General features: G+C 47.4%; 11 protein-coding genes. All 11 read left to right on the plus strand.

The annotated features are described in order from the left end of the window. Positions 1-2: 2 nt before the first annotated feature. Genes MKI83_RS03530 through wecB form a run of 11 tightly spaced genes read left to right on the plus strand, consistent with a single transcriptional unit; the run spans position 3 to position 11,982 of the window. Complete coding sequence (locus MKI83_RS03530) at positions 3-1,106, plus strand: DegT/DnrJ/EryC1/StrS family aminotransferase (protein ID WP_241583412.1); 1,104 nt, start codon at positions 3-5, stop codon at positions 1,104-1,106. After that, the gene (locus MKI83_RS03535) at positions 1,097-2,365 is read left to right on the plus strand and encodes a lipopolysaccharide biosynthesis protein (RefSeq protein WP_241583413.1); all 1,269 of its coding nucleotides are present in this window, start codon (positions 1,097-1,099) and stop codon (positions 2,363-2,365) included. The genes MKI83_RS03530 and MKI83_RS03535 overlap by 10 nt, the downstream gene beginning before the upstream one ends. After that, positions 2,362-3,687 carry a hypothetical protein gene (locus MKI83_RS03540; protein WP_241583414.1) on the plus strand — a complete coding sequence of 442 codons (1,326 nt, stop codon included), beginning with the start codon at positions 2,362-2,364 and terminating at the stop codon, positions 3,685-3,687. The genes MKI83_RS03535 and MKI83_RS03540 overlap by 4 nt, the downstream gene beginning before the upstream one ends. Before the next feature lie 7 nt (positions 3,688-3,694). After that, entirely contained in the window at positions 3,695-4,837 is a 1,143-nt protein-coding gene (locus MKI83_RS03545) for a glycosyltransferase family 4 protein (protein WP_241583415.1), read from the plus strand. A 16-nt stretch (positions 4,838-4,853) separates the two neighbouring features. Then, the gene (locus tag MKI83_RS03550; RefSeq protein WP_241583417.1) at positions 4,854-6,092 is read left to right on the plus strand and encodes a glycosyltransferase; all 1,239 of its coding nucleotides are present in this window, start codon (positions 4,854-4,856) and stop codon (positions 6,090-6,092) included. 1 nt (position 6,093) lies between these two features. After that, the gene (locus MKI83_RS03555) at positions 6,094-7,239 is read left to right on the plus strand and encodes an N-acetyl sugar amidotransferase (RefSeq protein WP_272493009.1); all 1,146 of its coding nucleotides are present in this window, start codon (positions 6,094-6,096) and stop codon (positions 7,237-7,239) included. Next, positions 7,236-7,850 carry an imidazole glycerol phosphate synthase subunit HisH gene (gene hisH / locus MKI83_RS03560; RefSeq protein WP_241583420.1) on the plus strand — a complete coding sequence of 205 codons (615 nt, stop codon included), beginning with the start codon at positions 7,236-7,238 and terminating at the stop codon, positions 7,848-7,850. Before MKI83_RS03555 ends, hisH begins: the two co-directional genes overlap by 4 nt. A 1-nt stretch (position 7,851) precedes the next feature. Further along, positions 7,852-8,637, plus strand: coding sequence for an AglZ/HisF2 family acetamidino modification protein (locus tag MKI83_RS03565; protein ID WP_241583421.1), 786 nt, complete (start codon positions 7,852-7,854; stop codon positions 8,635-8,637). Positions 8,638-8,668: 31 nt separating this feature from the next. Beyond that, positions 8,669-9,703: a polysaccharide biosynthesis protein gene (locus MKI83_RS03570; protein WP_241583422.1), complete on the plus strand. Its 1,035-nt coding sequence runs from the start codon at positions 8,669-8,671 to the stop codon at positions 9,701-9,703. A gap of 3 nt (positions 9,704-9,706) precedes the next feature. Continuing rightward, a complete protein-coding gene (gene wbjC / locus MKI83_RS03575; RefSeq protein ID WP_241583423.1) occupies positions 9,707-10,825 on the plus strand; it encodes a UDP-2-acetamido-2,6-beta-L-arabino-hexul-4-ose reductase in 1,119 nt (372 codons plus the stop codon). Positions 10,826-10,848: 23 nt separating this feature from the next. After that, a complete protein-coding gene (gene wecB / locus MKI83_RS03580) occupies positions 10,849-11,982 on the plus strand; it encodes a non-hydrolyzing UDP-N-acetylglucosamine 2-epimerase (RefSeq protein ID WP_241583424.1) in 1,134 nt (377 codons plus the stop codon). Positions 11,983-11,985: the final 3 nt, after the last annotated feature.

The following is an 11,985-nucleotide window of genomic DNA, read 5'->3' on the forward strand; positions in this document are numbered from 1 at the left end:
ATATGGAATTCATCGATCTAGCAACTCAGCAAGCCCGTATCAAGGATAAAATCGACGCAGGTATCCAGCGCGTTTTAGCTCATGGCCAATATATTCTCGGCCCAGAGGTCACTGAGCTGGAAGAGAGACTCGCCGCCTTTACAGGCGCCAAATACTGCATCACCTGCGCCAACGGCACTGATGCTCTGCAGATTGCGCAAATGGCTTTTGGTATCGGCCCTGGCGATGAAGTTATCACTCCAGGTTTCACCTACATCGCTACAGCTGAAACAGTGGCTCTGCTAGGTGCGAAGCCGGTGTACGTGGATATTGACCCGCGCACCTACAACCTCGATCCGCAACTGCTGGAAGCCGCGATCACGCCGCGTACCAAGGCGATTATCCCAGTGTCGCTGTATGGTCAGTGCGCGGATTTTGATGCGATCAACGTTATTGCTGCGAAATACAGCATTCCAGTGATTGAGGATGCTGCGCAGAGTTTTGGTGCCACCTATAAGGGCAAGCGTTCTTGTAACCTGACTACAATCGCGTGCACTAGTTTCTTCCCAAGTAAGCCGTTGGGTTGTTATGGCGATGGTGGGGCAATTTTTACCAATGATGAACAGCTGGCACGCGTAATAAGGCAAATAGCTCGGCATGGGCAAGACAGACGCTATCATCATGTTCGCGTAGGGGTGAATAGCCGGCTCGATACAATACAAGCTGCTATCTTGCATGCCAAGCTCGATATATTTCCTGGCGAATTAATCTTACGGGACTCTATTAGCTCCGCCTACTACGAATTATTGGATAATCTAGGGGGGGGGGGGCCATATATTGAGTCCCACAACGTTAGCGCATGGGCGCAGTTTACTGTACGGGTACCATATAGAGAGTTTGTCCAGAGGGAGTTGAGTGCTCTGGGAGTTCCCACCGCCGTCCACTATCCAATTCCATTGAACAAACAACCCGCTGTTGCAGATTCGAGTATTATGCTGCCTGTAGGAGATCTGCTAGCGCAGGAAGTTATTAGTTTGCCGATGCATCCGTATTTAAAAAAGGAGCAAGTTAAGTATGTAGCAAAGTCGCTTAGTGAAGTGATTGGGGCCGCTAATAGATGTCAGTAACCAATGTCAAATATCTGCTTGATATAGCGAAGCAAGCTTTCGGGAACTCTGTCGCACAATTAATTGCAGTCGCGGGGATTCCAATCCTGGCGCGGCTTTACAGTCCAGAGACTTTTGCCATTCAGAGTGTATTTTTGCAGGTCGTAATTTTTTTTACTGCGCTAGTTACGTTTAGATATGAGTACTTTATTCCTTTATTAAGGAGTAAGGATGAGTCTGTTCTTCTCGTAAGATGGATAGTGCGTATTGGACTGCTGATGGTGTGTTTTTTGACCGCGTTAGTATTCTTGTTTGATCAGTTAGATTTTAATTTTTTATTGGCCGGGGATTCTGCTTGGTATTTTTATCTTGCGCCTATTACAGCATATATGGTTTCCATAGCTACTCTTTTTCAGTTCGAGGCTCAGCGTGCAGGAATTTTCAATGCGTCGGCCATATCTGAAGTGATTTCAAAAATCTCTTATGTGTTGTCAGGAATAGCACTCTCAATCGTGACTGTGGGCTTGGGACTTATCCTGACAACATTGTTCTCAGCGCTTAGCAAACTCGTTTATTTACGGGAGCATGGTGTTTCGTTCAGTCTGATAAAACTCAGGTCTACTTCAACTAGTGAAAGAGGATTGATCTCTAAGTTTAAGTCTCGCTCCTTGGGGATGGTTCTTTCCAACTCTTTGCTGGTGGCGGCCAGTTTGGTGCCACTATCTTTCATTGGATCTAATTATGGGGCAAACGCACTAGGCCAGTTCTCATTGGTCATGGCTACAGTTTTCTTACCCTCAGCCTTAGTTGGCAGTGCTATCGGCAGTGTATTCTATCAGCGAGCTGCAATATTGTGGCATGAGAAAACTTATTTAGACTTGCACACTTTGTGGCTGTATACGGTGAGGAATTTATTTCTTATAGCTGTTCCTATATATGGACTCATTTATCTGTTAAGTGCATGGGCATACCCTTTTGTCTTTGGGGAGCAGTGGAGTCAGGCGGGTCATTTTGCTAAAGTTTTGACGATAGCGGCCTTCTTCTCCTTTCTCGCTGGCCCATTGGATAGAGTGAGTCTTATAGTTGGAATAAGCGTTTATCTGCCTATTTTGCATTTTGCAAGGTTGGCTATTTTGTTAGCGGCATGTTTTATCACAGCCAGGGCTGATGGTAATGTCGAATTTTTTTTGGTCTTGTACAGTAGTGCTATGGCCTTTATCTATATCGTAGATATTTTAATTGGTCGTTTTTTCCTATCGCTGAGTAAGAGTAAGTTATGAATCTTCTGATTAATAGTCGGGTTACTCTTTTTGTTTTTATAATGGTTTATGCGCTTTCTGTCCATTTTGCTCATACAGGGTATCTTGCTGAGCAGCACTATTTGCCTGGCTTTTTCGATTACGGCTTTTTTGAGCTGTTTGATTATGTTTTTCTGGTAGTGCTCGTTATTGTTTCCGCTATGGTTCTACCTGTTAAGATAAATAATGTTTCAAGCATTTTTGTGATTGTTCTTTATTTTTTTCTGTATCTGCCAGTTTTTATCATATCCCTAGGGCATGATCGGCTGCCTGTAGATGAGCGTGCGCTCATGTTGTTATCTGTAGCTGTAAGTTTTTTTAGTGTTTGTTTATCGTCAAAGTTCTTCATTAATAATTCAGGGGCGCCGGCTAAGAGGTTTAATAGGATGCCCGGTATTTTTTTGCTTTTATGGATAGTTGCATTGATATTGTTTATCTCAAAATTCAAGGATGTAATGTATTTCAGAGGGTTAGATGAGGTTTATGTTCAGAGGGAGCTCGGGAAGGCGTCAACCTCGTTTGAGGGTTATTTACAGATTTATTTTGGTTATTTTCTTTCCTTGGTTGTGTTTTCGTTTGGTTTATATTTAAGGAGATATAGTTATCTGGTTTGTGGGTTGTTGGGGTGCTTTTTGCTCTATCTTGTTACTGCTGAGCGAACTATATTTGTATTGCCGCTTTTTGTTTTTATGGTTTTTTTGGCTGTGCGGAGTGAAAAAGCTTTTGTTATGTGGCTTTCAATTTTTTTAGGTGTAAGTGCAATATTGTTTGTTTGTGTTGGTTTGTTTTATAATGAGAGCTCACTATTATTTGATTTGGGCTTTTATTACTTGTCAAGAATTGTCGCTATCCCCGGCGTTTTTTTCGAGCAGTACTATAAGTATTTTTCAGAAATTGGCTTTACCAATTATTCTCATGTCAGCGTTCTAAATTTTCTCGTGGAGCCCGATATTAGTTTGCTTAATGATCCGTTGTATCCTCAGATCGGTAAAATTGTCGCTAGGGATGTCCATCATATAAACAGTAACTCTAACGCTAGTTTTCTAGCGACAGATGGAGCTGCTGCATTTGGTTTTTTTGGGGTCGTAATAGTTTCGCTCGCACTCTCGCTATATTTGCTACTGGTCGATATGCTCACCAGAAATTGGCCTCTGGCTTTCATAGTGCCTGCGATGTCGCCGCTATCCATTATTCTAACGAATGGTTCTTTTTTTACAGTTCTGCTCTCCTTTGGTGGATTGCTTTGGGTTGCAATATTTTTAATATCAAGGTTCAATTTTTGTCTGCGTGCCAAAGTAAAGTGAGAATTTCATGAAGATAATTCATATTTGCTTGTCATCCCACTATACCGAAGGTATGACATATCAAGATAATCAACTTCCAGATCAAAACGCCAAGGATGGCCATGAGGTGATTGTTGTATCTGACTGCTATCAATATGAAGGGGCGCGGTTGGTCAAAGTTCCTGAGGAGGATAGACGCCTGCCCTCCGGTGTTAGGCTTGTTCGTTTTGCATATGATTTTATGGTTAATGAAATATTTACGTCCAAAGTGAGAAAGTCACGTAAATTGTATGGCTTCCTTTGTCTTGAAATGCCCGATGTTATTTTGTTTCACGGCGTAGCTGGTTGGGAGATGTTGAGTGTTGCCCGCTATAAGCGCGCGCATCCAGAAATAAAACTCTATATCGATAGTCATGAAGATTTTCATAATTCCGGAACGTTTTGGTTGTCGCGAATTCTACAATATCGCATCTTTAATCGTTTTCTGGTAAAAAAAATCTACAGTGCCGTCGATAAGTTTCTTTATTTGTCCCTAGAGTCTAAGGATTTTCTACGCGAGATGTATGGTCTTGATGAAAATTCTATGGAGTTTTATCCGCTGGGCGGCAATGTGATACCTAGGGTAAAGAAGCTTGAATACGGTGAGTTGATCAGAAAGCAGCATGGTTTCAGCAGGGAGGATGTAATAATAGTTCACTCTGGCAAACTTGAACCTGGGAAGAGAACAGCAGATTTAATAACGGCTTTTTCTAAAGTGTCTAGCCCTAAATTAAAGTTGATTATTATTGGCTCAATACCGGAAGACCAGCAAGGTGTGTTGATGTCCTTGATTAGTCGGGATGAGAATATTCTTTATCTGGGTTGGAAGCCTGGCGATGAACTCGTTGCTTATCTATGTGCTGCTGATCTGTATTTTCAGCCAGGCACGCAGTCCGCTACCATGCAAAATGCTATATGCTGCGGCACCCCAATAGCGTTGTATCCATACACGAGCCATGAACCTTACATGCGAGGTAATGGTTATTTTGTATCTTGCGTTTCCGATTATATAAAGGTTTTCCATGATCTTACTGCTGATTCGGATTGCCTTAAAGGGATGAGTGAGGCTTCCTACTCAATTGCCTGTGAGTCGCTGAATTACAAAGTGTTGGCGAGTCGTTTGTATCGTTAGTGATTTGGAGTTTATTTTGAAAGTTTTGCTTGTTGATGTAAATTTTAAAAATTCCAGCACTGGGAAGATCGTGAAGGATCTGGCAGATATGCTGGTTGGTCATGGGCACGAGGCTTTAGTTTGTTATGGGCGTGGCCCTGAAGATCAGTCGACAATTGCCATTAGAATTTCGTCGCTCTGGGAAGTATGCGTACATGCAATACTGACTCGGCTGACTGGTCTGACTGGTTTTTTCTCCTATTTTGCTACCCGGCGATTAATTAAAACCATTGAATTATTCTCGCCGGATGTTGTGCACCTACATGAGTTACATGGCTACTATCTGAATATCGGGCAGGTGGTGCGATTTTTGAAGAAAAGATCAATACCGGTTGTGTGGACGTTTCATTGCGAGTTCATGTACACGGGCAAGTGCGGGTATGCTTATGAGTGTGATCGTTGGAAGACTGAGTGTCACTCGTGTCCGCAATTGAACGCGTATCCGTCCAGTCTTTTTTTTGATTTCACCCGGTATATGTTCAATGACAAAAAGAGCATGTTTTACGGATTCGATCTTCTGCATGTGGTTACCCCGTCCTCATGGCTTCTTGATAGGGTTGAGTTGTCCTTTTTATCTAGCACAAAAAAATCTGTTGTCTATAATGGCATTGATTTGGATACTGTATTTTACCCTCGGGACGGGGAGCTTCTGAGACAGCAGAAAGGTTACGGTGGTAAGAAAGTGGTTCTGTCTATTGCCCCTAACATATTTGACCCTAGAAAGGGTGGTATTTGGGTTTTAGAGCTTGCCAAGCGGTTTTCGGATGAGTTCATCTTTATTTTAGTTGGCGTCACTAATGAAGTATCGATTGAATTGCCTGCTAATGTAATCGCCATCGGTCAAACGCGCAATCAGCATGAGTTGGCTGACTATTATTCGATGGCAGATCTTTTTCTACTAACTAGCGAAAAGGAAACTTTTTCACTGGTGACGGTTGAAAGTCTCGCATGTGGAACGCCGGTGGTTGGGTTTGACGCGGGTGCTCCTACTGAAGTTGCCCCTTCTGGTTACGGTCGATTTGTAAATTATAGTGATCTAGATGCGTTGGAAAAACTTGTTCGAGATTTTTTCGATAAGTCAATTTTTTTCAATTCGAGAGATGATTGCCGTAAATTTGCAGTGGAACGATATTCTAATATTTCGATGTATAAGTCCTATCAAAATATCTATGCACACAGTGCCGCAAGTCGGGCTTTAACGCTGAGGTTTGAATAATATGTTTTCTTCGAGGGATTACAAAATTTGCGTACGCTGTATCATGGATTCTTCCGATCCTAATATCAGCTTTGACGATGTCGGACAGTGCGATTATTGTCAGAATTTTACTGCGCACATCCTACCTAATTGGCATCCCAATACATACGGGGAGGCCGAGCTTTCCGTTCTCGCTACAAAGATCAAGAAACAAGGCGAAGGCAAGGATTTTGACTGCATTATTGGTTTGAGTGGCGGTCTTGATAGTTCGTATGCGGCTTACATTGCGAAGGAGAAGATGGGGCTGCGCCCATTATTATTTCACGTTGATGCGGGTTGGAATACTGACCAAGCGGTGGGAAATATCGAGAAACTGGTGGATGGTCTTGGTCTGGATCTTTACACCGATGTCATCAATTGGGAAGAAATGAAAGATTTGCAGGTTGCGTTTCTGCGCTCGCAGATTGCGGACCAAGATCTACCTCAGGATGCTGCCTTCTTCTCAGGCCTGTACAAGTTTGCGCGCAAGCATGGCATCAAATATGTGCTTACGGGTGGTAACTATTCGACTGAGTGTTGCCGCGAGCCAGAAGAGTGGGGCGGTTATCCGGGAATCGACAAAACCTTATTTTCGGATATCCACAAGCGCTTCGGCAAGCGGCCGCTCAAGACCTTCCCCCTTGTCGATATCATGACCTACAAGATTCTCTACCAGCGTGTGCTGGGGATGGATATCGTCAAGCCGCTCAATCTGGTGCCGTATATCAAGAAAGACGCTGAAGCTGAACTGGAGCGCCGTTTCGGCTGGCAGAAGTTTCAACACAAGCACCACGAGTCGCGGTTTACGCGCTTCTACGAAGATTATTGGATGCCGCGCAAATTCGGCTACGAAAAGCGCCGTGCCCACTTTTCCAGCCTGATCATGACCGGGCAGATGAGTCGGGACGAGGCACTGGCTCGTATCGCTAAACCAGAAATGAACGAGCAGTTCCTGAAGACGGAGTTCGAATTTGTGGCCAACAAATTGGGGCTATCGGTCGATGAGTTGCAGGCGATCTTCGATGGGGAAAACAAGACTTACCGAGATTACAAGAGCAAGCGCTTTCTTATCGGCATCGGTTCGCGTGTAATGAGCGCCCTGGGGTTGGAGAGAAGGCTTTTCAGATGATAACCATCATTGATTACGATCTGGGTAACATTCAGGCCTTTGTCAACGTCTACAAGCGCTTGCATATACCGGTTGCGGTGGCTAAGAGCGTAGATCAACTGGTTGGTGCTAGCAAACTGATCTTGCCCGGTGTGGGCGCCTTCGACCATGCCATGCAGCGCTTGAATGCATCTGGGATGCGGCAGACGCTCGATGACATGATCCTTGGCCAAGGCATTCCTGTGCTAGGCATCTGTGTGGGCATGCAAATGCTCGCCGACTCAAGTGACGAGGGGGTACTGCCTGGCTTGGGCTGGATTCCTGGCAAGGTGCGCAATTTTCATTCTGTGACCGAGTCCAGCGAGCTGGCTCTACCCCATATGGGCTGGAACGACGTATTACCTACCCCCGGTAGCCCTTTGTTCCATGGGCAACAGGACGGTTGGTTGTTCTACTTCCTTCACTCTTACTTCTTCGAATGCGCTGAGCCTGAGCATATCGCCGCCACTGCGACCTATGGCGCCGGCTTCAGTTGTTCCGTTGCGTCAAAGAACGTTTATGGGGTGCAGTTCCATCCCGAGAAGAGTCACCATTGTGGTGTCGCCTTGCTGAAGAACTTCGCGGAATTGTGAAATGTTGAGACCACGCATCATCCCATGTTTGTTGATCCAGGATAGCGGTCTCGTTAAGACCGTCCGTTTCAAGGACTCCAAATACGTTGGCGATCCCATCAATGCGGTGAAGATATTCAATGAGAAGGAGGCGGACGAACTGATCGTCATTGATATTGATGCAAGCGTTCATGATCGAGAGCCGAATTATCAGCAGATCGCCCACCTTGCTTCTGAATGCCGGATGCCTCTTTGCTATGGGGGCGGCGTGCGTACGGCTGAACAGGCCAAGCGCATCATTGCTTTGGGCGTTGAAAAGGTCGCCATCAGCTCGGCTGCCTTGGCCAACCCCGTCCTCATTAGCGAGATCGCCGCCGAGATCGGCCGGCAGAGCGTTGTTGTGGTGTTGGATCACAAACAGCGGTTATTGGGTAAAATCCAGGACGTGTGGACGCACAATGGCACTCGCAACACCAAGCGCAGCGTTGTCGAAGTTGCGCTGGAAATGGAAAAGCTCGGGGCGGGTGAGATCGTTATCAACTCCATCGATAACGACGGAAAGATGAAAGGCTATGACCTATCGCTGGCTGCGCACCTGCGCGAGGTGCTAACCGTTCCGCTGACGGTGCTTGGTGGCGGTGGCAGACTCGAGGACATGCACAAGGTGGTCGCTGCATGCGGTGTAGTTGGTGTCGCAGCAGGGAGTTTCTTCGTGTTCAAAGGCCCTTATAGGGCTGTGCTGATCAGCTACCCCACAGCACAGCAAAAACGGGAATCTATCTATTCAGCTCTGCAAGGCGGCCTTTAGGTCGCTCAGTATCAAGATTTTAGGATTGCTTATGTTCAACGGAAAGAAGCTGCTCATTTCGGGTGGTACAGGTTCATTCGGCAACGCCGTGCTCAAGCGCTTCCTTGACACCGATATCGCTGAAATTCGCATTTTTAGCCGTGACGAGAAAAAACAGGACGACATGCGCAAGCGGTATGCCAGCCCTAAGCTCAAGTTCTACATTGGCGATGTACGAGATTATCAGAGTGTGCTGAACGCTACACGTGGCGTGGATTACATCTTCCATGCCGCTGCGTTGAAGCAAGTGCCTTCTTGCGAGTTTCATCCGTTGGAAGCGGTAAAGACTAATGTGCTCGGTACTGAAAATGTTCTGGAAGCTGCGATCCAGAATGGTGTTAAGCGCGTGGTGTGCCTGAGTACTGATAAGGCTGTTTACCCCATCAACGCCATGGGTATCTCCAAGGCGATGATGGAAAAAGTCATGGTCGCTAAATCGCGTAATGTCGATGACACGAAGACGGTGATCTGTGGTACTCGCTACGGCAACGTCATGGCCTCTCGCGGTTCGGTTATTCCGCTATTTATAGAGCAAATACGTGCGGGTACGCCGTTGACCTTGACCGACCCAAACATGACCCGCTTCATGATGACGTTAGCCGATGCTGTGGATTTGGTGCTGTATGCCTTCGAGCACGGCAACAATGGGGATATGTTCGTACAGAAGGCTCCGGCTGCGACAGTAGAAGTCTTAGCCAAGGCGTTGACTACATTGGTTGGCAAGCCGAAACATCCAATTCAAGTGATTGGCACTCGTCATGGCGAGAAGCTCTACGAGGCATTGCTCAGTCGTGAGGAAATGGCCTGTGCCGAGGATCGAGGCCAGTACTTTCGTGTGCCGCCGGATCTGCGTGATCTGAACTACGCCAAGTTCGTGGAGCAGGGCGAGGAGAAAATTTCCCGCACCGAGGATTACAACTCCCATAACACTGAACGCTTGGATGTTGGGGGTATGCAGCGCTTGCTCCTTAAGTTGGATTTCATGCGCGCCATTCAGCGTGGCGAACACGCTGCGGCCGAGGAGTAAGCGATGAAAGTGCTGATCACGGGGGCCGATGGCTTCGTCGGCAAAAACTTGCTGGCTCACCTTGGTGAGCGCAGTGACGTTGAGGTGCTGCGCTTAACTCGCGATGATTCAATGGCTGTGCTGCCGGCCTTGGTGGCTCAGGCAGATTTCGTTTTCCACTTGGCAGGGGTCAATCGCCCTGAAGACCCTGATGAATTCAAGCGCGGCAATACAGATCTAACCCATGCGCTCTGCGATGCGATTGTATCCAGTGGTCGCCAGACTCCGTTGCTCTATACCTCATCCATCCAGGCGGAGCTGAACAACCCCTACGGGATCAGCAAGCGTGGGGCTGAGGAAGCCATGCAGGCGCTGGCTGCCCAGCATGGTTCGCCGGTTTATCTATTTCGTCTGCCGAATGTGTTTGGCAAATGGGCGCGCCCAAACTACAACTCGGCGGTTGCGACTTTTTGTCACAATATTGCGCGTGGTTTACCGATACAGATCAATGATCCGCAAGCCTGCATCAGCCTTGTGTACATTGACGATGTAATTGAGAGTTTCATTGCAGTAATGGAGGGCAAGCGGGTTGGTCAGTCCTTCGTAAGTGTCTCGCCAGAGTACAGCATTACCGTTGGCGAGCTGGCTAAGCAACTTCACTCCTTCCGCGACAGCCGTGTGTCGATGATCACCGAGCCAGTTGGTACTGGATTGGTGAGGGCATTGTATTCCACCTATCTAAGCTACTTGCCACCCGAGTGCTTCACCTATGAGGTGCCAAAATATGGCGACCAGCGTGGCGTATTCGTTGAAATGCTCAAGACCAAAGATTCTGGGCAGTTTTCTTACTTTACTGCTCATCCTGGCATCACCCGTGGCGGGCACTACCACCACTCCAAGACCGAGAAGTTTCTGGTCATCAAAGGCAAGGCCTGTTTTCGTTTTCGCCAAATTGTATCGGGCGAATTTTATGAATTGTTCACCGATGGTGAGCAACCGGAAATCGTCGAGACAGTACCCGGCTGGACCCATGACATCACCAACGTCGGCGATGAGGAAATGATCGTGATGCTCTGGGCTAACGAGATTTTCAACCGAGAGCATCCAGACACCTTCACTCGTCCGGTCGGCACCGAAGCCTAAGTCGCTTTGAACAAGGATTTACAATGAAAAAGCTGAAAGTTGTCACTGTGGTCGGCACTCGCCCAGAAATTATTCGTTTGTCGCGGGTCATGGCCAAGCTGGATGAGCATTGTGAGCATGTGTTGGTGCATACCGGGCAGAATTACGACTATGAGCTGAATCAGATTTTTTTTGATGATCTGGGTATTCGTAAACCGGATCACTTTCTTAATGCCGCTGGTGCATCAGGTGCCGAGACTATCGGTAACGTAATCATTGCCGTGGATCGTGTGCTGGCTGAAGTGCAACCCGAGGCTTTGTTGGTGCTGGGTGATACCAACAGCTGCATGGCGGTGATTCCAGCCAAGCGCCGCAAGATCCCGACTTTTCATATGGAAGCTGGCAACCGCTGCTTTGATATGCGCGTGCCTGAAGAAATCAACCGTCGGATCGTCGACCACACCGCTGATATTAATCTGACCTACAGCACTATCGCGCGCGATTACCTGCTGCGTGAGGGCCTACCACCAGATATGGTGATCAAGACCGGTAGCCCGATGTTCGAAGTGCTCAACTACTACCGTGGCGGCATCGAAGCCTCGGACGTACTGGCACGCTTGGGGCTGGAGGCCGGCAAGTTCTTTGTGGTCAGTGCCCACCGTGAAGAAAACATCGACTCCGACCAGAACTTCCTCAAGTTGGTCGCGGTGCTCAATACCGTGGCTGAGCATTACGGCTATCCGGTGATCATTTCTGCTCACCCGCGTACCCAGAAACGCGTGGACGCTATGGGTGTGCAGTTTCATGCAAACGTGCGTCTACTCAAACCGCTGGGGTTCAAGGACTACAACAAGTTGCAGCTCACCGCCAAGGCGGTCCTGTCCGACAGCGGCACCATCAATGAAGAGTCCTCAATCCTCAACTTTCCGGCATTGAATATCCGTGAGGCCCATGAACGCCCGGAAGGTATGGAAGAAGCTGCGGTGATGATGGTAGGCCTGGGGGTTGAGCGCGTCATGCAGGCGCTACAAGTTCTGGAAAGCCAGGGCTGTGGTAGTGATCGTAGCTTGCGTCTGGTTGGTGACTACAGCATGCCTAACGTGGCCGAAAAGGTAGTCCGCATCGTGCACAGTTATCGTGATTATGTGATGCGTAATGTCTGGAAGCAGAACAACTGAGCC

The organism is Atopomonas sediminilitoris (genome assembly GCF_022601735.1).
GTDB classification, from domain to species: Bacteria; Pseudomonadota; Gammaproteobacteria; order Pseudomonadales; family Pseudomonadaceae; genus Atopomonas; species Atopomonas sediminilitoris.

Coding starts and splice junctions, on each gene's coding strand:
- MKI83_RS03530 (WP_241583412.1), top strand. CDS start 3: ATGGAATTCATCGATCTAGCAACTCAGCAAGCCCGTATCAAGGATAAA.
- MKI83_RS03535 (WP_241583413.1), top strand. CDS start 1,097: ATGTCAGTAACCAATGTCAAATATCTGCTTGATATAGCGAAGCAAGCT.
- MKI83_RS03540 (WP_241583414.1), top strand. CDS start 2,362: ATGAATCTTCTGATTAATAGTCGGGTTACTCTTTTTGTTTTTATAATG.
- MKI83_RS03545 (WP_241583415.1), top strand. CDS start 3,695: ATGAAGATAATTCATATTTGCTTGTCATCCCACTATACCGAAGGTATG.
- MKI83_RS03555 (WP_272493009.1), top strand. CDS start 6,094: ATGTTTTCTTCGAGGGATTACAAAATTTGCGTACGCTGTATCATGGAT.
- hisH (WP_241583420.1), top strand. CDS start 7,236: ATGATAACCATCATTGATTACGATCTGGGTAACATTCAGGCCTTTGTC.
- MKI83_RS03565 (WP_241583421.1), top strand. CDS start 7,852: ATGTTGAGACCACGCATCATCCCATGTTTGTTGATCCAGGATAGCGGT.
- MKI83_RS03570 (WP_241583422.1), top strand. CDS start 8,669: ATGTTCAACGGAAAGAAGCTGCTCATTTCGGGTGGTACAGGTTCATTC.
- wbjC (WP_241583423.1), top strand. CDS start 9,707: ATGAAAGTGCTGATCACGGGGGCCGATGGCTTCGTCGGCAAAAACTTG.
- wecB (WP_241583424.1), top strand. CDS start 10,849: ATGAAAAAGCTGAAAGTTGTCACTGTGGTCGGCACTCGCCCAGAAATT.